Annotated in this window: 21 protein-coding genes; 9 read left to right on the top strand and 12 right to left on the bottom strand. The window is 64.9% G+C overall.

The window, feature by feature from the left end; all coding sequences use genetic code 11:
* Positions 1-21: 21 nt before the first annotated feature.
* Positions 22-1,014 carry a signal peptide peptidase SppA gene (gene sppA, locus WDJ60_RS10135; RefSeq protein ID WP_340100269.1) on the top strand — a complete coding sequence of 331 codons (993 nt, stop codon included), beginning with the start codon at positions 22-24 and terminating at the stop codon, positions 1,012-1,014.
* Between the two features lie 212 nt (positions 1,015-1,226).
* Positions 1,227-2,861: an esterase/lipase family protein gene (locus WDJ60_RS10130; protein WP_340100268.1), complete on the top strand. Its 1,635-nt coding sequence runs from the start codon at positions 1,227-1,229 to the stop codon at positions 2,859-2,861.
* A 22-nt stretch (positions 2,862-2,883) separates the two neighbouring features.
* Here the strand turns inward: WDJ60_RS10130 and WDJ60_RS10125 are convergent, their stop codons facing one another.
* From WDJ60_RS10125 to WDJ60_RS10115, 3 genes are all read right to left on the bottom strand, one after another.
* Positions 2,884-3,738, bottom strand: coding sequence for a UbiA family prenyltransferase (locus WDJ60_RS10125; protein ID WP_340100267.1), 855 nt, complete (start codon positions 3,736-3,738; stop codon positions 2,884-2,886).
* Between the two features lie 53 nt (positions 3,739-3,791).
* The gene (locus WDJ60_RS10120) at positions 3,792-4,187 is read right to left on the bottom strand and encodes a hypothetical protein (protein ID WP_340100266.1); all 396 of its coding nucleotides are present in this window, start codon (positions 4,185-4,187) and stop codon (positions 3,792-3,794) included.
* Positions 4,188-4,250: 63 nt separating this feature from the next.
* Positions 4,251-5,372: a pyridoxal phosphate-dependent aminotransferase gene (locus WDJ60_RS10115; RefSeq protein WP_340100265.1), complete on the bottom strand. Its 1,122-nt coding sequence runs from the start codon at positions 5,370-5,372 to the stop codon at positions 4,251-4,253.
* 58 nt (positions 5,373-5,430) lie between these two features.
* Here WDJ60_RS10115 and WDJ60_RS10110 point away from each other — a divergent pair, with 58 nt between their 5' ends.
* Both WDJ60_RS10110 and WDJ60_RS10105 read left to right on the top strand, forming a co-directional pair.
* A complete protein-coding gene (locus WDJ60_RS10110) occupies positions 5,431-6,144 on the top strand; it encodes a metallophosphoesterase (protein WP_340100264.1) in 714 nt (237 codons plus the stop codon).
* A gap of 59 nt (positions 6,145-6,203) precedes the next feature.
* Positions 6,204-6,350, top strand: coding sequence for a hypothetical protein (locus WDJ60_RS10105; protein ID WP_340100263.1), 147 nt, complete (start codon positions 6,204-6,206; stop codon positions 6,348-6,350).
* Between the two features lie 19 nt (positions 6,351-6,369).
* Here the strand turns inward: WDJ60_RS10105 and WDJ60_RS10100 are convergent, their stop codons facing one another.
* Positions 6,370-7,629: an NAD(P)/FAD-dependent oxidoreductase gene (locus WDJ60_RS10100; protein WP_340100262.1), complete on the bottom strand. Its 1,260-nt coding sequence runs from the start codon at positions 7,627-7,629 to the stop codon at positions 6,370-6,372.
* A 111-nt stretch (positions 7,630-7,740) separates the two neighbouring features.
* Here WDJ60_RS10100 and WDJ60_RS10095 point away from each other — a divergent pair, with 111 nt between their 5' ends.
* On the top strand, positions 7,741-8,925 hold the full coding sequence (locus WDJ60_RS10095; RefSeq protein ID WP_340100261.1) for a threonine synthase: 1,185 nt from the start codon (positions 7,741-7,743) through the stop codon (positions 8,923-8,925).
* A gap of 66 nt (positions 8,926-8,991) precedes the next feature.
* The gene (locus WDJ60_RS10090; protein ID WP_340100260.1) at positions 8,992-10,329 is read left to right on the top strand and encodes an MFS transporter; all 1,338 of its coding nucleotides are present in this window, start codon (positions 8,992-8,994) and stop codon (positions 10,327-10,329) included.
* 41 nt (positions 10,330-10,370) lie between these two features.
* Here WDJ60_RS10090 and WDJ60_RS10085 read toward each other — a convergent pair whose 3' ends face one another.
* The 7 genes from WDJ60_RS10085 to WDJ60_RS10055 all read right to left on the bottom strand — a co-directional run bounded on the left by WDJ60_RS10085 (position 10,371) and on the right by WDJ60_RS10055 (position 14,255).
* Positions 10,371-10,970: a J domain-containing protein gene (locus WDJ60_RS10085; protein WP_340100426.1), complete on the bottom strand. Its 600-nt coding sequence runs from the start codon at positions 10,968-10,970 to the stop codon at positions 10,371-10,373.
* Between the two features lie 75 nt (positions 10,971-11,045).
* Complete coding sequence (locus WDJ60_RS10080) at positions 11,046-11,798, bottom strand: proteasome assembly chaperone family protein (protein ID WP_340100259.1); 753 nt, start codon at positions 11,796-11,798, stop codon at positions 11,046-11,048.
* A 5-nt stretch (positions 11,799-11,803) separates the two neighbouring features.
* On the bottom strand, positions 11,804-11,986 hold the full coding sequence (locus tag WDJ60_RS10075; RefSeq protein WP_340100258.1) for an RNA-protein complex protein Nop10: 183 nt from the start codon (positions 11,984-11,986) through the stop codon (positions 11,804-11,806).
* 8 nt (positions 11,987-11,994) lie between these two features.
* Positions 11,995-12,795, bottom strand: a complete 801-nt coding sequence (locus tag WDJ60_RS10070) for a translation initiation factor IF-2 subunit alpha (protein ID WP_340100257.1) — start codon at positions 12,793-12,795, stop codon at positions 11,995-11,997.
* Positions 12,792-12,965 (bottom strand): 30S ribosomal protein S27e, encoded by a 174-nt coding sequence (locus WDJ60_RS10065; RefSeq protein WP_340100256.1) that lies wholly within the window; start codon positions 12,963-12,965, stop codon positions 12,792-12,794. The genes WDJ60_RS10070 and WDJ60_RS10065 overlap by 4 nt, the downstream gene beginning before the upstream one ends.
* Positions 12,966-12,967: 2 nt before the next feature.
* Positions 12,968-13,249: a 50S ribosomal protein L44e gene (locus tag WDJ60_RS10060; RefSeq protein WP_340100255.1), complete on the bottom strand. Its 282-nt coding sequence runs from the start codon at positions 13,247-13,249 to the stop codon at positions 12,968-12,970.
* 262 nt (positions 13,250-13,511) lie between these two features.
* Positions 13,512-14,255: a universal stress protein gene (locus WDJ60_RS10055; RefSeq protein ID WP_340100254.1), complete on the bottom strand. Its 744-nt coding sequence runs from the start codon at positions 14,253-14,255 to the stop codon at positions 13,512-13,514.
* Between the two features lie 228 nt (positions 14,256-14,483).
* Here WDJ60_RS10055 and WDJ60_RS10050 point away from each other — a divergent pair, with 228 nt between their 5' ends.
* Entirely contained in the window at positions 14,484-14,738 is a 255-nt protein-coding gene (locus WDJ60_RS10050) for an HAH_0734 family protein (protein WP_340100253.1), read from the top strand.
* Here the strand turns inward: WDJ60_RS10050 and WDJ60_RS10045 are convergent.
* Complete coding sequence (locus tag WDJ60_RS10045) at positions 14,735-17,008, bottom strand: DUF2298 domain-containing protein (RefSeq protein ID WP_340100252.1); 2,274 nt, start codon at positions 17,006-17,008, stop codon at positions 14,735-14,737. The genes WDJ60_RS10050 and WDJ60_RS10045 overlap by 4 nt on opposite strands.
* Positions 17,009-17,111: 103 nt before the next feature.
* Here WDJ60_RS10045 and WDJ60_RS10040 point away from each other — a divergent pair, with 103 nt between their 5' ends.
* Both WDJ60_RS10040 and WDJ60_RS10035 read left to right on the top strand, forming a co-directional pair.
* Positions 17,112-17,876 (top strand): glycosyltransferase, encoded by a 765-nt coding sequence (locus WDJ60_RS10040; protein WP_340100251.1) that lies wholly within the window; start codon positions 17,112-17,114, stop codon positions 17,874-17,876.
* Positions 17,873-18,334 (top strand): GtrA family protein, encoded by a 462-nt coding sequence (locus tag WDJ60_RS10035; RefSeq protein ID WP_340100250.1) that lies wholly within the window; start codon positions 17,873-17,875, stop codon positions 18,332-18,334. Before WDJ60_RS10040 ends, WDJ60_RS10035 begins: the two co-directional genes overlap by 4 nt.
* The last annotated feature ends 53 nt before the right edge of the window (positions 18,335-18,387 follow it).

Here is an 18,387-nt window from a genome sequence, read left to right as displayed (position 1 = left end):
CGCTGCGGCCCAGCAGTCGGTATGCGCATTCTGGATACGCTCGGTCGGCTTCTGATACTCCTCGTCGTCGCCGCCGTGGCGCTCATCGCCGGATGGACAGTCTTCGTCGAGTACCCGACGTCGCTGACTGACCTGCTCGGTATCCTGCTCGTTGGCGCTGTCGGGCTGGTCGCACTCCGAGTCGCGAGCAATCTTGCGGGGTCTGTCTTCCCGGGGTACAACGTCGCAGAGGTCGCCGTCGAGGGACCGATCTCTCGGGACAGCGGCGGTGGCCTCGCCAACGCACCAATCGGTGCCTCGGCTGACGACATCGTCGAGCAAATCGAACGAGCCGATGCCGACCGGGGAGCCGATGCACTCCTGGTAAAATTGAACACGCCAGGCGGGGAAATTGTCCCGAGTCAGGACATCCGGCTGGCCGCCGAGCGCTTCGACGGCCCAACCATCGCGTATGCGACAGACCTCTGTGCGAGTGGTGGCTACGAAATCGCGAGCGGCTGTGACGAACTCTGGGCACGAGACGGCTCTATCGTGGGGTCGATCGGCGTTATCGGCTCGCGGGTCAACGTCTCGGACCTCGCCGACCGGCTGGGTATCGAGTACGAGCAACTGACCGCCGGCGAGTACAAGGACGCCGGCATGCCGCTCAAGGAACTGGAGGCCGACGAACGGGAGTACCTCCAGGGACTCATCGACGACTACTACGACCAGTTCGTCGAAGGGGTCGCCGACGGGCGAAACATCGACGCCGAGACGGTCCGTGAGACGGAGGCGCGCGTCTATCTCGGGCCGGAGGCCCTCGAAATGGGGCTCGTCGACGACCTCGGGACGCGGGAGGACGTCCTCGACCGACTCGAAGCTCAGCTTGGAACCGATATCTCAGTCGAGGAGTTTCAGCCACAGCGCGGTCTCACTCGTCGCCTCCAGGGCGGCACCCAGCGGGTCGCGTACGCGTTCGGAGCCGGCATCGCCGGGACGCTGACCGACGGCGAAACGCCACTGGACCGGTGGTAACGCCACCGACTGCTGGCCCGAGTTTCCGCCGCGCACCCCTTATTGCACGCCAGCGGAGGTGATATTTTCTCGGACCTCCGCTGATGCTGCTACCTTTCCATCAGTAGGAAAGGAAAATTCGCTGATTCTGTCCATTCGTTCGCCTAATTCAGTTCACTGAAACTACTGTTAACGCTTGACTTCATATGGTTATCACCGCGCACATATATGTCATGGTACTGGGGACCACAGCAGACACTCTCAAGCGGGGCGTGGGCTGGTGCAAAGATCGGGTAACACGACTGGGACGTTCCGACGACGGGGAGAGTCACCTCTCGGTCAGTCCGGACCGTCGTCGATTCCTCCAGCAGGCGGGGACGACGGCGGCCGTCGCTGGCGTCGGTGTCTCGGCGACATCGGGCGGTGCGTCGGCGTACACACCGGTCGGCCCGGACCTTATCACGTGTGACGGGCTCGGTCGCACCGAAGACAGCGAACTCCCCTGGGATAGCGGCGGGGAGTACGGCGGCTGGCGCGGGACCGAACACTTCGGCGTCGACGGCGGGTCGGTCGACAACACGCCGCTGGTGTTCGTCCACGGCAACGGCGGTGACGCCTGTAACTTCGAGGAACACGCCCAGCACTTGCTGGACAACGGCTGGAGCGGCGACGAACTCTACGCGATCACCTTCAAAAGCGAGAGTTCCTACCACGCCGCGATGCGCGACCAACTCGACGATTTCGTCCAGCACGTCCTTTCGGAGACGGGCGAGAGCCAGGTATCCATCGTCTGTCACAGCCTCGGCGTGACCGGGTCGCGGTTCTGGATGGACGACCTGGACCGCTTCGACTGGGTGGATACCTTCGTCGGCCTCAACGGCGGTAACCACGGTGTCTGTGTCTGTCCCGGCTGTTACGACACGACGCTCGACGGCAACTACAACGAGTGGCTCTCGGAGGGGAAGGCCTGTCAGTTCATCGCGGTCCAGTGTTTCGCTGACCCGGACCACCCGCTGTACGAACTCAACCTGCCCGACGAGACGCCCGGAGACATCGACTACTACACCGTTCGCGGGTTCTACGACCCGCTGTTCTACTGTAATCCGTTCAGTCCGTATCTCGACGGTGCGGACAACAACCTCATCTACCGGAATCACACCAGTAGCCTCGTCGACGACGGCACTAAAACCGATGTCGACGACTGGTGTGCAGACGCCGAGGACGCGGCCGAGACGCCGAGCACGGAGGCCGTGTCGTGGTGGGTGGAGGCCGACGTGGACGGGTACGGTGATACGTACTCCGTCGTCGAGGTCGCACAGAACGCCACCGAGTACGACCTCCGGGCCTCGATTATCAATCCCGCCGGTGAGGAAGAGGAGTACGCGTACATCTACGACTACGAACTCGAAGACGGAGACGTTCGCGTGGACCTCCAGATGAACGGGTACGATGCGGTCGCAGATGCCGGCGAGTGGACGCTCCTCGTCGAGTACGACGACTACGACAAGGACGGCGTCTTCCACGAGGATTCGGTGACCTTCGACGACTACGACCCGATCATGGTCCACGACGAGTACGAGTACTCCCAGGATTCCGACGGGGACTACTACCTCGACCGCTGGGAGATTACCGTCGAGAACCAGGGCGACATCCCGCTACACGTCACCGATGTCGAGGTGGAAATCGACGGCGAAACCGATTACGAGTACCCAGAACGGACGCTCCGACCAGGTGACCGCGATACCTACGTCTGTACGGACACCGACACCTGGCTCTCGGACGGGACCGGCGAGTACGACGTGCACTTCGAGATGGACGTCGACGACCAGCTGTGGGCCACTGGGACCTTCGACTTCACCGTCGAATAACTACCGCCGCCACTCTCCCTTTTCAGCTGAGTGGTCGGAACCACACCGTCGCCACGAGCACCGCGAGAAAGACGTACGATCCACGAATCAACAGCATCGTCGCCAGCTCCGGTTCCGCCCGGCGAGCGACGAGCGCGACAGCGCCGAAGGCGACCGATGCAAGCCCAGCACTCGGTGGGATGGCCGGGAGCGTTATCGCCAGCACGACGACGGCGAGCATTCCGAGAGTCATCAGTCCGTACGCGGCGGTCCGCGCCCGTTTCCGTCCGAGCGCCACGGCAAGCGTTCGCTTGTCGATAGAGCGGTCGTACTCGTAGTCTTTCGTGTCGTCGATCGCTTTGATGCCCGAGAGGACGACGACGAAGACGGCGGCCAGCACGACGACGACCGGCGTCAGCAGCTGTGCCTGGACGTAGTAGCCACCGACGAGTGCGAAGCCGATACCTAGCGGGTAGCCGGCCGTCGCGCCGACCGGGTTCGTGTCCAGTTGTGGCGCGTGATTGACCGCGATGAGCCACCCCGGGAGCGTGAGCAGCGCGGCCCACACGTCGACGAGCAGCCCGATTGCGACCAGACACGCAAAGAAAGCCGCCGAAGCACCACCGAGCGCAATTTTACAGCCCCGCGCCGAAAGCGGATGGTCGTCGTCTTCTTCCCGGACGTAGAAGTCGACGTAGCCGTCGGTGACGTGGGCGGTGTACAGCGCGAAGAAGGCCGCGGTCACGTGAAGTACGGCGAGCGCGACCGAGAACTCGCCCGCCAGCACCGCACCGAACAGCGAGGCTGCGAGCGGCGGCAGCATGAACACGGGGTGGACCTGCGAGGCGAGTGCCGCCAGTGCTGGACCCGGACCGGCAGCGTGACGGCTCAACGACATACACCTACAGTCGCTTTACGGGTCAAAAAAGGGCGGGGGCGAACAGTTTGGTCTTACTGCCAGTGGCTGCGGTCGAAGACGAGCGCAGAGAGCCGGGAAGCCAGTTGCCGGGCTGACTGCTCGCTGTCGGTGTGGAGGTCACCCGACACCGGGCCGGCTTCGCCGCCGACGCCCTCTGACTCCGAGAGTGGGTCGCTACCAGCGCCGCTCCCACCGTCGGCCGCAGTCGGGTAGGTGCGCCAGTTGCGCGTCCGCTGTCGCAGGTTGGCGAGCGCACCCGCAGAGAGTTCGGTATCGAGATGCTGGAGATCGTAGCGGACGATGTATCCCCGGCGTGCGTCCCGGATTGCGACGACTGGCTGGCCGCGCTCGGCACACTGCTCCCAGAGCCGTCGCTGCTGTTCGCGCGTGTCGTAGACCGGAACGTGGTGGGGAGAGAGCTGGTCCATACCTCCTATTGGCACTGAACGGCTTTTGCCCTGTCGCTCCGTGTGAGTGTGTGACCGGCCACGCTACCGGATTGCTTCTGTCGCGTCAGCCATGATATCCAGTGCCTCTTCGATGGTCTCGATGTCCGTCGCATACGAGATGCGGGCGTACCCCTCGCCGGCCTCACCGAAGGCGTCACCGGGCACGACGACGACACCGCGCTCGATAACTTCGTCGACCCAGCCGGCTGGCACTTTGGGCATCGCGTAGAAGGCGCCCTGGGGGGTCGGACACTCCAGCCCCATCGATTCGAGTCCGTCCAGCAGCACGTCACGGCGCTCCCGGAAGGCCTCGCGCATCTCGTCGACGTGGTCCTGTGGGCCGGAGAGCGCGGCCTCGGCGGCGTACTGGGCGGGTGCGCTGGCACACGCCTGGGCGTACTGGTGGACGCGGAGCATCCGTTCGATTCGCTCCGTACTGGCGGTGACCCAGCCGAGTCGCCACCCGGTCATCGAGTGGGCTTTCGAGCAGGCGTTGACGAGGACGACGTTGTCGCTGTCGGCGAATTCCATCGGTGAGTGGTGTTCGCCCTCGAAAATCTGGTACTCGTAGACTTCGTCGCTGATGCAGAGCACGTCGTGGTCGTCCGCGATGCGAGCGAACGCTTCCATGTCCTCCGTTGACTGGACCGCGCCGGTGGGGTTTGCTGGACTGTTGACGATGAACGCGGCGGTGTCGTCGGTGATGGAGTCCTCGACGGCCGCCGGGTCGAGCGTCAGGTCTTCCCGGAGCGTGACTGGCTTCGGCTCGCCGCCTGCGAGATGGGTCAGCGCCTCGTAGGAGACGAACCCGGGGTCGGGAATGACGACCTCCTCGCCCTCGTCGACGTGGGCTTCGAGCGCGATGTGGAGCGCTTCGCTGCCGCCGGCGGTCGCGATAACGTCCTCGGGGTCGACCTCCAGTCCGTTGTCCCGCTCGTGTTTTGCGGCAATGGCTTCCCGGAGTTCGAGCGTGCCCTTGTTCGAGGTGTAGGCGTCGGTTTTACCGGCCTCGATGGCGTCGATTGCGGCCTGTCGGGCGTGGTCTGGCGTTGGGAAATCGGGCTGGCCCAGCCCGAGGTTGATGGCGTCGTCGCCGGCCGCCTCGAACACTTCGCGGATGCCGCTGATGGAGACCTGCTCGACGCGCGATGAGAATCCTGTCATATCAGACTGGCCGGTCCGGTCCCCGATAACTCTTGTCCGTCGGTCCCCGAGCGGGGGTATGGACCGCGGGCCGACGAGCACGGCGCTGGCCGACCTGACGCTCGACGACCGCGCGCTCGTCGTCGGGGAGACGCTCGTCTTCGCCGACTGCCACGTCGGTCGTGGCCCGTCCTCGGACGTCGAACTCCCGATGGGCGACGGCTCGGATATGATTGCCCGCATCGAGGCGTTGCTCGCCCGCCACGACCCGGAAACGATGGTCGTGGCCGGCGACTTGCTCCACTCTTTCCGGACGATTCCCCGCACCGTCGAGCGGGTCGTCGACGGCGTTTCGGCCGCGGCACGCGAGGCGGGCACGCGCATGGTCGTCACGCCCGGAAATCACGACACGCTGCTCAATTCGGTCTGGGACGGCCCCACCGAACCGGCACACCGCGTCGGCGACACCGTGGTCTGTCACGGTCACGAGGCTCCCGACGCCGACGCCGACCGCTACGTCGTCGGCCACGACCACCCGACGATCAACATCGAGGGGCAGCGCCGTCCCTGCTATCTCGCCGGTGAGAGCGTCTACCGCGGGGCCGACGTGGTCATGCTTCCGGCGTTCAACCGGCTGCTTCGCGGCGTCGAAGTCAACGAGATGCGGTCGGACGATTTCATGTCGCCGCTGATCACCGACGCCGACGCGTTTGCGCCGGTCGTCGTCGACGAGGACCGCGATGAGACGCTCTCCTTCCCGCCACTGGGTGAGTTTCGCCACCGGTTGCGGTGAGCGAACCGTCCCGATTGTGAGCCGCTACTTTCATATTCTTCACCCGTGGACTGTGATGTATGGTACAGATGGGAGTCCTCTTCCTCGCGTTCACGCTGCTCGTCCTGTTGCTTTTCACTATCGCCGCTGTCGTCTACGTTCCACAGACGCTGCCGGAGCACGCACACGACGAGGACGAGGACGAATCTAACGGGCACGCAGCCTGACAGTCGACCGCCGCCGCAGTCACGACTCTATCGCCGCGAGCGCGGCGGTCCGCCCGCTCTTCATCGCGCCCTGTATCGACGACCACTCGGTGTAGTCCCCGGCGAGATACACCGGGCCAGCGGGGTCGTCGACGCTCGGCAGCGACGACCGAAAGCCGGGTGGCTGGTCGAACTGGGCGAAGTCGATGCGGTCGGTCGCCAGCAGTTCGAGGCCTGAGAATTGATTTTCAGGATACCAGGACGCCAGCGCGTCTCGCACCTCTTCTGTGAGTTCTTCGTCGCTTTTTGCCTGTCGGCCGAGGAAGGTCGCACTCAGCAACTTCTCGTCGTCGGGAGCCAACTCTGGTGCGACGGCCGACATCGGTGCGACTTGATTCGGACGGTCGTCGGCGGCGTTGAGGACGAGTCGCCGACCGCTCGTGAAGTGCTGTGACGATGGCAGCCGGAAGTGCTGGGTGACGCAACTCCGTGCGGTGGTCGGAATCGCCTCGACGCCGGTCAGGTCCCGTGCCGCGGGCGGGTCCGTCGCGACGATGGCGGCGTCGGCAGTCACCGTCTCGCCCGCCGTGCCGACGCTGACTCCATCCCCGTCGGCGTCGACCGATTCGACAACTGTGTTGGTGACAACCGTCGCACCGGCGTCCCGTGCCCGTCGTGCCAACTGGTCGGGAATCGCGCCCATTCCGGCCGCCGGGACGGCGGTTTTGCCGCTACTCAACATCTTGAACGTATACTCGAAGATCGCCCGCGATGTCGACAGCGAGCGGTCGAGCGTGATACCGCCGTAAAAGGGCGCGGCGAAGTTCTCCCGGAAGCGCTTCGAGAAGCCGCGGTCGGCGAGAAACTCGTCGATGCTCATATCGTCGTGACTGAGCGCCGTCTCGACGGACTGATTCGAGAGGTCACGCCGGAGTTTCAGTACGCGGAGTTTGTCGGCCAACGTCACCTCGCGGTTGAACAGCGACTCCGACAGCGCGCTGGGGTCCCGGAGAGGGTCCGAGAGCACCGAGCGCTGGCCCGGTCGCGCGATGGTCGCCCCTGCGGTAAAATACCGGAGGTCGAGCGCATCGAGGTCCAGTTCGCGCTGGACGGCGGGATACCCCGTGAAGAGGACCTGGAACCCGCGGTCGAGGGTAAACCCGTCGACGGTCCGGCTGCGGACCCGGCCACCGACCGTGTCGTTGCGTTCGAACAGCGTCACGTCTACGTCCCGGTCGGCGAGTGTGCGGGCGGCGACCAGCCCCGCCAGCCCGCCACCGACGACCGCTACTTCCGTCATACCCCTTCCTGTGTTCGCCACCACCAAAACGGCTGTGAGCGACGACGCGGCGCTTCCCAGTCTGAACGACGAACGGACAGGGATTAGTCAGCGCGGTCCAGAGTGCAGCGTATGGAGACGACCGCGGCCTTCGCCGGCTTTCGCTGTATCGACTGTGGCGCGAGACACGACGCGGCGGAGTCACACCGCTGTCCGGACTGTGGCGGCTGGCTCGACGCCCGTTACGACCACGGCAAAATCGACCTCGACCACGGGAGCCTCACGCCCGATGCGTCCGCCGGCATCGCCGCCTACGCCGACCTGCTCCCCTTCGGAGCCGAGACGCTCGTGACGGTCGGCGAGGCCGGCACCCCGCTCCTCGCGTGTCCTGGCCTGGCCGACGACCTCGGCGTTGACGCGGTCTACGTCAAAGATGAGGGGTTGAGCACCACTGGTGCAGCACTCGACCGCGGAATGGCACTCGCCGTCACCGCCGCGCGCGAACACGGTGCGACCGACGTGGCGCTGCCATCGATGGGCAACGGCGGGCAGGCCGCCGCCGCGTACGCCGCTCGCGCTGGCCTCGACTCGCACTCATTTGTCCCCTCACGGACGCCCTTCGTCAACAAGGCGATGGTGAACGTCCACGGCGGCGACATGTCCGTCGTCGGCGGCCGCTACGCCGACGCCGCCGAGGCCTTCCGGGACGCGATGACCGACGAAGAGTGGCACTCCGTCGCACCCTTCGTCAGCCCCTACCGCCACGAAGGGATGAAGACACTCGCCTACGAAATCGCCGCCCAACTCGACTGGACGGCTCCCGACGCCGTCGTCCACCCGACCGGCCACGGTGCCGGCATCGTCGGCCTCGACAAGGGATTTTCTGAACTCGCGACCCACGGCCTTCTCGACGACGATGCCGCTCTCTACGCTGCCCAGGCCGGCGGTTGTGCCCCGTACGCGACCGCGTGGGAGGACGGCGCGGACGAACCGGCTCCCGTCGAACACCCCGACACCATCGTCGGCCCACTTGAAATTCCCGACCCCGCGGGCGGCGAGTGGGTCATCGACGCACTCGAATCGACCGGCGGTGCGGCCGTCGCGACCGGTGACCAGGGTATCCTGGAAGGCGCCGTCTCGCTGGCCGAGGCCGGCATCACGATGGGTGCCTCCGGTGGCGCAGCGCTCAGCGGCGCACATGTGCTGGCCGAACAGGGCGCGTTCGACGGCGACGACGTGGTCGTCCTCGTCAACCCTACCACCGGAAACAAGGAAGCCGACATCCTCCGCAGTCACCTGATGAGCAAGGGAATCTGAGTCGGTCCCGATCCCCCGTTTCGCCCCGGTCGACACACCCAAGTTCCTGCTGGCGGATGAGACTGTATGAGTACTCCGCGAGCCGCGACTGCCGGGGCCGCCGGCGGCGTCTCGCGGCGTCGCTCGCTCGCTACCGTGTTGGGTATCGTCTTCATCGACCTGCTCGGCTTCGGCGTCATCATCCCGATTCTCCCCTTCTACGTCCGCAGCTTCGGCGTCAGCGACGTGTTCATCGGCCTGCTGGCGGCTTCCTACTCGCTGACGCAGTTCGTCTTCGCGCCGCTGCTCGGTCGCCTCTCCGACGAGCGCGGCCGCCGGCCCGTCCTCATGCTCTCGGTCTTCGGTAGCGCCGTCGCCTGGACCTTGTTCGGTCTCGGCGGGGAGTTTGAGGTTTTGTTCGGTACCGTCGGCGCACTCGGCGCACTCTTTGCCGCACGGATGCTCGCGGGCGCGATGGGCGGCAACATCGCCACTGCCCAGGCGTACATCACCGACGTGACCCCGAGAGAGGACCGCGCGGCCGCGCTCGGACTCGTCGGTGCGACGTTCGGGCTCGGCTTCGTTTTCGGGCCTGCACTCGGTGCGGTCGTCGCGAGCGACCCAGTCGTTTCGGCGGCCCGCAATTTCCTCCCGGGTTTCGTCCCGGCGACGACGTTCTCGCTCCCGAGTTTCCTCGCCGCGGGGCTGAGCCTGCTCGCGTTTGTCGCTGCGTTTCTCTTCTTGCCCGAACCGAACCGGAAGCGAACGAGTCGACGTGGCGGCGGCCTCGTCTCTCAGTTTCGGACGGCGCTGGCCGATGCGGATCTCCGACCGCTCGTCCTCGTCTTCTTGGTCGTCTCGCTTGCCTTCTCGGGCGTGCAGGTCGCGTTTATCCCGTTCGTCGCCGACATCTACGGCTATCGGGAGGCACAGGCCGGTCTGCTGTTGACCTACATCGGCGTCCTCGGCGTCCTCAACCAGGGTGTCGTCGTGCGCGCGCTCTCGCGGCGTTTCGCGGACGCTCGACTCGCCGTCGGCGGCGCGTCGCTGTTGCTGGTCGCGCTCGTCTTGCTCCCCTTCGCCCCGATTCTCGGCCGGGCACTCCTCCCCGGAATTCTCGGTGCGTCGCCGGAACTGGTCGCGCTTCTGGTTGTCCTCGCGATTCTGTCCAGTGGGAACGGCCTCCTGAACGTCGGGACGGCGTCGATGGTCTCTGCGGCCGCCGACGAGGACAGCCAGGGTAGTGCGTTTGGCGTCACGCAAGGTGCGGGGAGTCTCGGGCGGACCGTCGGCCCGCCGGTGATGACTGCGATTTACGTCGTGGTCTACTGGGCACCGTTCCTGCTCGGGGCGGTCCTCACGGCGACTGTCGTCGCTGCGCTGGTGGTTCTCGTCCGTCGGTCAGAGATATTCGCCGATATTTGACGTCGCTGTCGCCAGTCTACCGGCGGAACAGGCCGAGGCGTTCATTCGGCGTGTTTCTTCGCCAGCGTGTACGCCTCGCGGACGCGTTTGAACTCGTCTTCGTTACCGCCCTGGTCGGGGTGAACTTCCTTGATTTTCCGGCGGTAGGCCCGTTTGACCTCGTCGACGGAGGCGCTCACCGGAACGCCGAGTTCGGCGCAGGCGGCCCGCAGCGGGTCGATACCGGATTTACTCTCGTCCTCGAAGGTGATGTCCGGCGTCTCGAACGGGAGGCGAGCGCCGAGCGCCGAGCCGGGCATCTCGTGCTCGACTAACACTGGTTCGGTCTCCGTGGGCAGTATCCGATAGTACGCCCGCGCGTCGAAGGTGATTGCCACGTCACGTTTTGGCAGGTAGAAGGCGATGTGCTGACCCTCGACGAAGTGGTTCTCCGCGTACTGCTCGTCGATGGCGTCGAGATACTCCCGGAACTCGGCGCGGCGGCGCGACTCGCCGCTCGTCCGGCGTCTCCGGTGGGGTGCTCTCCCCGGGAGCAACCGTTCTGCCAGTACGAATGCGACTGCGACTACCACCGTGCCTGCGACCCCGAGCGCGATGCCGGTCACCAGACCCGGCGGGAGCCCCGTTATCCCTGCCTGCAACACACCCCTGAGTAGCGCCCGAGCGAGTAAGAATCGTTCGCTCTTTGCTCACCTTTCCACGGCAACACACCTGCCTCAACCGATATACCGCAGGTCCTCGTCCGTCGCCGCAGGTGCGCTCTGTTCCATCTCCTGTATCTTCCGGACGACCTCTTCCATCTCCTCGGCGCGGTCTTCCAGTGACCCGAAATCCACCTCGAACTCGAGGATGTCCTGCAGGACTTCGAGCACTGCCTGTGCGCTCTTGGGGTCGACCAGGTAGCCACTCGTCTCGCCCATCAGACACGCCGCGGGCACGTCCCGGCGCTCGCCGAGACCGAGGAGGAGTCCGCTCACGCCGACGATGCCGCCAGCTGGTTCGTCGCCGCGGAACTCGACGCCGGCGTCTTCGAGTTCATCGCGCTGCTGTTCGGTCGTCGTCGCGCCGATGACGTCGTACTCCTCGATGAGTTCGCCCGTCGGAACGCCGCCGAGTGCGAACACCCGCTTGACGCCCAACTCCTCGGCAACGTCGAGGAAGGTGTCGGTCAGTCCGTAGTGGCCGTTCGTGTCCTGCGCCTGATGATCACCGGTGAGCACCAGCAGATCCTGGCCGTCGGTTTCGACGGCGTGAATCTCGGCACACGCGAGTTGGGTCAGTCCCTCTTCGACGCTGACCTGTGGTGGGAGATGCGTCGAGTAGATGCGCCGGACGAGCGTCCCCTCCTGTTCCTCGACGAGGTGCTCGGCGGCGAGTTTGCCGACGTGACCGACGCCGGGCAACCCCTCGACCAGTACCGGGTCCGAGAGGTCAGCCTCGGCGACTGCCTCGATATCGAATTCGTCCATACCCCCTATTCCCGGTTGCGGCGCTTAAGAGCGCGTCGATACTCGCCGTGTGGGTCGTTGGGGTTGAACGGCGCTGGTGCGCTGTTGACCGCCTCGCCACCGCACTCCGGGCACTGCTCTCCGAGCGTGTACACCGGTCGCTCGTGGGTCTCCTCCCAGTCTGCACAGACGAGAATATCGGATTTCACGGCTCGTGCTACTCGTCGTCGACGTTTCGCTCGCGGTGGTACTTCCCGGTGCCACCGTGTTCGGCGACGACGGCGCTGGCGCGCTCTGCGCTCGCTTCGAGTTCGGCTTCGGCGGTCTTGTAGTCGGGTGCCTGCACGCGGATGCGGTACTCCGGCGACCCGACGTAGGTCACTTCGAGCTCCACTTCCTCTGGGACTTCGCCGTTCCCTTCGGCGGCCTGGAGCGCCTCTTTGATGATGTCCACGCCGTCACTACTCGGGCATTCGAGGTCGACGTAGCCCGTGACGTTGACGTAGGGCACCGAGACGTTGTCCCGGGCCGTCTCGACGATGGCCTCGATTTCGTCTTCCTCGAGGTCCGTCTCGTCGAGTGCTTCCGTCCCGTGGATGGCGGCCTGTTCGAAGCCGTCGTACATCGAGCCGAAATCGGCGAGCAGTTCGTTCGCGATAGAGGCGTACTGCTCGTCGTCCATGTCCTCGCCGAAGGCGATGGTCATCCACTTTTCGGCCTTCTGCTCGTTTTTCCACTCCTGAATTTTATCCTTGCGCTGGTGGTCGTTGACGTCTTTCAGCGAGAGGTCTATCTGCTGGGCGCTCTCGTCGATGTCGAGCACCTTCGCGACGACGCGCTGGTCGACGTTGACGTGGTCGCGGACGTTCTTGATCCAGCCGGAGGCGACCTCGCTGATGTGACAGAGGCCGCGCTTGTCCTCGTATTCGAGGAGGTCGACGAAGACGCCGAAGTCCTCGATTTCGTCGACGCGCCCGACGACGAGTTCGCCGGGTTCGGGCCAACCGCTGTACTTCATCGGGCCTCGACAGTCTCTGTGATCTCGCCCTCGATAGCCGCCTTGCCGCCGGTGGGTCGTGCGAGCGTGTGCCCACAGACCGCACAGGCGACTTCCGTGGCGGCTTTGCCGAAGACGACCTGCTCGTTTTCACAGTCCGGACAGGTGACGCGGTAGAAGCTTCCTGCCATACTTACTCCTGGAATTTGAGACGGCCAGCACGCCACCCTTCGCGCTGGTGGGCGTTCCCACACTCACCACAGCGGTAGGTGAGTTGGGTCTTCTTCGTCGGCTTGTCTCCACCGGGGACCTTCGAGAACTTCCCGTCGTTCCCGATGCCCGAGCGTCGCTTGCGCTGACGGTCAGCGACCTTCTTCATACCCGAAGAGCGCCCCGTTCGAACCTTTTCGACCTCGTGTTCGTGGTGTTCGTTACAGTGCGGACAGTACGTATTCATCCGGCGTGGCATTTCCATAGATATCGGCCTTGCGGCGCAGTTAGATAGCGGTGCATAAACCACTTTTTACTTGGACCGAGCACTACAATCGTCCGTCGTTGCGGCCCTCGTCGGGTTGTCGACACGCAGGACGACTGTCTACCCACAGACACTTCCAGGTGCGTCGAGGCGCGTCGGTGTCTGTCGACGCAGACACCCCATTCAGACTGTACGCGCGGCTGGCCGACGGGTTTCCCATGGCAGCCGCGAGCGCGTAGCCGCGCCTAACGACCTGCGTGAGTCACTCGTTGTCAGTCTCTTCGGCATCGTCCAGTTCCCCGTGCTGGATCACGAATACCGGGCCCAGGAACTGCTTGGCGACCTGGTCCGCAGTCATCCCGAACAAGAAGGTTGTCACTGATGGATCGGATTCCCCCATGACGATCGCGTCGTAGTCGTCGGAAGCATCAACGATCATCTCTTGAGGAGTGTCCCCACGTGAGATTTGGATATCGATCGCGTCTGCGGAGATCCCCTCCTCGGAGAGTCGAGTCGCAATCCCATCGAGCAGCGTCTCCGCGTCTTCCTCAGTTTCGTTCTCTTCAGCGATGTGGTACAGTGTTACGTTGACGTCGATCGTCGCGAACAGCCCCGAAGCTAAGCGGACAAACCGGTCGACGCCGACGATCCCGCGGACTGCGATAAGTACATTCTCCAGCGGTCTCGTCGCGTTTGGAATCAGTACCGCGAGGCAGTCATGCTCGTCCGTCATCCGATCGATCGTCGTCTGCCCATCGTGGGTGAACACGAGCTGGGATTCGACTGTCGCCCCCGCGTGTTCGAGTATCGCGGTGAAATCGTTGAGACGGCGGGTGGCCTGGTCTTCGAACTGGGCTCGCGCCTGGTCGGTCGCGGTCTGGTCTGGCACGACGTGATAGCCAAGCAGGACGATGTGTGTGTTCGCAAGGAGTTCCGGAATACCCTCCGGAATTGATTCCCCCTCGAGAACACGTAACGGAACTAAGATGCTGGGTCTGTCTGGCATTCTCTGAATTTCTCGTTGGGTCTGATTGGACTGGTCACGAATATGGGTGCCGCCGACAATAAAGGCAGTGAATTATTGATTTGATTGTGATATAACTCTTTTGTGACTAGTCCTCCGCTGCTCTTGTACGGTGGTCGTTGTGGGGCATTCGCGAGCAAAGCGAGCGCACCCGGGCGGGGAAAAAGGTGGTTCGAAGCCCATAAGTGCAATTCCTTCGAAGAGCCGCGTATGCAGAAGCTCATCATCCGTGGGGACCCTGGTATCCGGAAGGGTGCCGTCATCGAGCACGATGGCGAGGAGTTCGTCTGCTTCGGTATCAACCGCAACGGCGACTGGCACGGCCCCGACCGGCCCCAGCTGTGGTGTACCGTCGGCAAACCCGACGAAGAGGAAGATTATGAGACCCGCAACTACATTCCGAACTTCCTCGACGTCGAGGCTGTCGACGCCGAAGCCATCACCGTCGTCAAGGCGAAAGCCTAATTGACGGCGTATATCGTCACGTTCTCGAACTGTTCTGCGACGGTGACGCCGGACACTCCCTCGACCGTTATCTGTCCGTATTTTGCTCGTTCTGCCGGCCCGACGTAGACGTACTCGACGCTGTAGTAGTCCAGTAGCTCCCGCTGATAGCTCGCGTTCTCGCTGGTGTAGATATCCTGTACGTCGTCCAGCCGTTGCTGATAGGGCTGTTCGCCACGGTACTGTGCTTCGTGGTCCCAGCCAAGCACCGTCGGCACGCCGGTCAGACTCGCCGGCGCGCTCGACCCCCGCCCCTCGTCGGGTGACCAGAAGTACCCGCCCGGTGCTGCGGTAGTAATCGTCGGCTGTCCGTCGCGGGCGTCGACCCAGCGAATCGCTGGCGCGTCCCGTGGATACTGGTACTCCAGATACGCAGTCGCATCCAGCGTCGGTCCCTCAGCGGCGACAGCGGGTCCCTGATTCGCGGGGTCGGTGTGGTCTACGAGCGCGAGCGGCGCGTACAGTCCACTCGTCACGACGAGCACCGCCGCAAGTGCGATGCCGCCAGTCGCGAGTCGGCGACGCTCGGCAGCGAGACGGTCGGCCGGCCACCCAGCAGCGAGTCGGGCGAGCAGCGCCCCCGCTGCGACCGCCCAGAGCAGCCACACCTGCGCGTACGGTTTGAAGATCGTGTTGAACCGCTCGCCGTCGACGGTCGCCAGTTCCACGATGAGGACGATGCCCGCACCCGCGACGACGAGCATCGTCGCGAAGCCGACGTCTTCGGTCTCGCGCAGTAGCCACCAGCCACCGACCAGGAGCGGTCCGGCCAGTCCGAGCGCCGGAAAGCCCAGCAGAACCGTCGCACCCAGCACGGCCGCGCCGGCTATCCAGATGAACGCCGGACGACTCAGCGCGCCACCACACCGTCGTGCCAGTGCGACAGCGAAAATCGCGAGGAAGGCTCCGTGAACGAGCAGGAGGTTCCCGATTGGCGTGCGCACACTCCAGATCGCGGCCGAGCGACTCGGCCCGTCGAGCACGACGCCGGTCCAGAACGGGAGCGTCCAGAGGACACCGACGACGAGGACGACTGCGGCGACAGCCAGCCCGAATCCGAGCCGACGGAACTCTTCGAGGAACCAGTCGTCGCGCGGTCCCACGCGGTCGGCGTACCGCCCAGGAAGGACGGTTGCGGGGTCTGTGGGCGCGAGGGCGACGGTCAGGGCGACCAACCCGCCGACGGTCGGGAACGACCAGAGGCTGATGAACCCGAGGAGCCCAGCCACTGGTGGGAGCACTCCCACCAGGACGACCAGTCGTTTTCGCCACTGTTCGGCTGGGAGTCGCCAGTACGCCAGCAGGAGGCCGACAACGAGCAACAGGAACGGCTGGACCATCATGTGCGCGTGGAGGTCGCCGTTGAGCCACGCGAAGAAGGGAAACTCAGTCGCCGCCTTCGCCGATTCGGGGTCGCTTGCGTCCACTGGAACGACACGCGTTGCGGCGAAGTAGTAGAACTCCGACGGTGTCCACTCCGCAACCCCCGACTCCAGACCGGCGGCGCCGACGACCCAGCTCGCAATCGAGTCTGGCAGGAGCCAGACGAGCACGCGCGCGGCCGTCTCCAGGTTCCCGGCGAGGCCGACGAAGAAGGCCCCGAAGGCGGCTGCGACTCGCTGCGGCGCGTCGTAGGGGTCGACGAGCGCGCCGGCGACGCCGTAGGCCGCGCTGACGAGCGTCGCGTAGAAGCCGGCCAGCGCGAGATTGTACGCGAATCGGGTCGAGGTGCCGGACAGTGTCGTCAACAGCGCGGTCAGCATGTGCCCGCCGTAGTAGTACTTGACCGGCTCGCCGGCGAACCACATGTCTTCGGGTGGGAGTGACCCGGCCCGGTCGAGCGTCCGCAGGAGGCCGAAATCGAGGAATTTCTCGCCGATGGCAATCGGTAGCGGTGCGGCAGCCGGGTCGACAGCACGGATGGCGACAACGAGCGCGAACGCGAGCGTGAAGACGATTCCAATCTCACCGTAAGCGCGCCAGTCGACTGCAGTTCGGCCCGCGGCGACGTAGGAGCCGACGACTAGGACTGCGAGACCGGCCGCCGCTGCCGGCCAGCCGAATGCGACCTGTCCGACGAGGTGACCGACGACGGCCAGCGTCGCAAGCGCGACTGGAATCGCCAGCCCACTCCGTGCGCTGTCCGGGAACAGCCACGACGCGACCGGGAGGGCAACCAGCCCGAGCAACAGGAAGAGCACGAGCCAGAGGACGACGAGACCGATTTCCATTGGCGAAAGCAACGCCCGCCGCGGGTGAAATCTTTTGTGACCTGTCGGCAGGCTGGTGGGCGAGTCGAATATCTTTTATTCAGCGCAGTGGTGTTTTCTCACAATGACTTCCGCGGTCGGGCTGGTGGTCCCCGCCTACCGTCCCGACGTCGACCGCCTCGCGGCGTACGTCCGCGCACTCCGGGAGACGCTCGACCTCGCGACGATTCGCATCGAACTCGATGCTCCAAAAGAGGGGGTTCCTGCGGGACTGGCCGACCTCCCCGTCGAGATTCACACTGTCCCCTACCGTCGCGGGAAGGGCGCGGCAATCACCGACGGGTTCGAGGCGCTCTCGACGGACGTTCTCGCGTTCGCCGACGCCGACGGTGCTACACCTGCCGACTCGGTGGCCGACGTGGTCGGGCCGGTCCGCGACGGGACTGTCGACCTCGCAGTTGGTTCCCGTCGTCATCCCGATGCGTCGGTCGATGCCCACCAGACGCTCGCGCGCCGGTATCTCGGCGACGGCTTCGCGTGGCTGGCCCGCCGACTCCTGGAGGTGGACCTGTACGACTACCAGTGTGGTGCCAAGGCGATCGACGCGGCCGCGTGGGAGACCGTCCGCCAGCACCTCTACGAACCCGGCTTCGCGTGGGACGTGGAACTGATTGCCATCGCTGGCGCGGTTGACCTCTCGGTCGCCGAAATCCCGATCGAGTGGCACGACCGGCCGGGGTCGACGGTGTCGCCGGTGCGTGACTCGTTGCGACTCGGCCGCGCGCTCGTGACTGCTCGCCACCGCGCGAAACGACTCCGGGATAGCCGGTTACACACGGCGCTCGCTGCCCACCGCGAGGAGGAGCCAGCGCTGGTCGAACAGAAATGACCGGCTCCCGGGTCGATGCCCTGCTCTCCGGGGCGCGTTTCGGTCAGTTCGTCTCCGTCGGTGTTGTCGGCGCGCTCAGCGACAACGCGGTATTGGCGACGCTGAACCTCGTCTTCGGCGTCCCCGAACTGTGGGCGAAAGCCGCCGGCGTCGAAACGGCAATCGTGGTGATGTTTCTGGTCAACGAACACTGGACGTTCGCCGGGCAGGGCGCTGCCGGCCGGGTTCCGTTTCTCAAGCGACTGGGCAAATCGCATCTGGTTCGGTCCGGTGGCGTTGCCGTCCAGCTGACTGTCTACTGGTTTCTGGTGACGTACATCGATTTCAAGCTGCTCGTCTTCGGGACGGACCTGTGGTTTCTGGCGGCCAGTCCTATCGCAATCGGAGTGGCGATGTCGCTCAACTACGTCTTCGAGAGTCTGTTCACGTGGGAAGTTCACACGGGTGACCCCCGGTAAAATCTCACAGACGGCCCGCCAATCACAATCCTTAAACAGTGAACGGAGTTACG

The organism is Salinibaculum salinum, assembly GCF_037645885.1.
GTDB classification, from domain to species: Archaea; Halobacteriota; Halobacteria; order Halobacteriales; family Haloarculaceae; genus Salinibaculum; species Salinibaculum salinum.
This window is presented reverse-complemented; position numbering and strand designations above follow the sequence as displayed.

Coding starts and splice junctions, on each gene's coding strand:
- WDJ60_RS10045 (WP_340100252.1), bottom strand. CDS start 17,008: ATGGAAATCGGTCTCGTCGTCCTCTGGCTCGTGCTCTTCCTGTTGCTC.
- WDJ60_RS10120 (WP_340100266.1), bottom strand. CDS start 4,187: ATGGACCAGCTCTCTCCCCACCACGTTCCGGTCTACGACACGCGCGAA.
- WDJ60_RS10050 (WP_340100253.1), top strand. CDS start 14,484: ATGCAGAAGCTCATCATCCGTGGGGACCCTGGTATCCGGAAGGGTGCC.
- WDJ60_RS10080 (WP_340100259.1), bottom strand. CDS start 11,798: ATGGACGAATTCGATATCGAGGCAGTCGCCGAGGCTGACCTCTCGGAC.
- WDJ60_RS10065 (WP_340100256.1), bottom strand. CDS start 12,965: ATGGCAGGAAGCTTCTACCGCGTCACCTGTCCGGACTGTGAAAACGAG.
- WDJ60_RS10040 (WP_340100251.1), top strand. CDS start 17,112: ATGACTTCCGCGGTCGGGCTGGTGGTCCCCGCCTACCGTCCCGACGTC.
- WDJ60_RS10105 (WP_340100263.1), top strand. CDS start 6,204: ATGGTACAGATGGGAGTCCTCTTCCTCGCGTTCACGCTGCTCGTCCTG.
- WDJ60_RS10035 (WP_340100250.1), top strand. CDS start 17,873: ATGACCGGCTCCCGGGTCGATGCCCTGCTCTCCGGGGCGCGTTTCGGT.
- WDJ60_RS10060 (WP_340100255.1), bottom strand. CDS start 13,249: ATGGAAATGCCACGCCGGATGAATACGTACTGTCCGCACTGTAACGAA.
- WDJ60_RS10130 (WP_340100268.1), top strand. CDS start 1,227: ATGGTACTGGGGACCACAGCAGACACTCTCAAGCGGGGCGTGGGCTGG.
- WDJ60_RS10070 (WP_340100257.1), bottom strand. CDS start 12,795: ATGAAGTACAGCGGTTGGCCCGAACCCGGCGAACTCGTCGTCGGGCGC.
- WDJ60_RS10125 (WP_340100267.1), bottom strand. CDS start 3,738: ATGTCGTTGAGCCGTCACGCTGCCGGTCCGGGTCCAGCACTGGCGGCA.
- sppA (WP_340100269.1), top strand. CDS start 22: ATGCGCATTCTGGATACGCTCGGTCGGCTTCTGATACTCCTCGTCGTC.
- WDJ60_RS10090 (WP_340100260.1), top strand. CDS start 8,992: ATGAGTACTCCGCGAGCCGCGACTGCCGGGGCCGCCGGCGGCGTCTCG.
- WDJ60_RS10055 (WP_340100254.1), bottom strand. CDS start 14,255: ATGCCAGACAGACCCAGCATCTTAGTTCCGTTACGTGTTCTCGAGGGG.
- WDJ60_RS10100 (WP_340100262.1), bottom strand. CDS start 7,629: ATGACGGAAGTAGCGGTCGTCGGTGGCGGGCTGGCGGGGCTGGTCGCC.
- WDJ60_RS10115 (WP_340100265.1), bottom strand. CDS start 5,372: ATGACAGGATTCTCATCGCGCGTCGAGCAGGTCTCCATCAGCGGCATC.
- WDJ60_RS10110 (WP_340100264.1), top strand. CDS start 5,431: ATGGACCGCGGGCCGACGAGCACGGCGCTGGCCGACCTGACGCTCGAC.
- WDJ60_RS10095 (WP_340100261.1), top strand. CDS start 7,741: ATGGAGACGACCGCGGCCTTCGCCGGCTTTCGCTGTATCGACTGTGGC.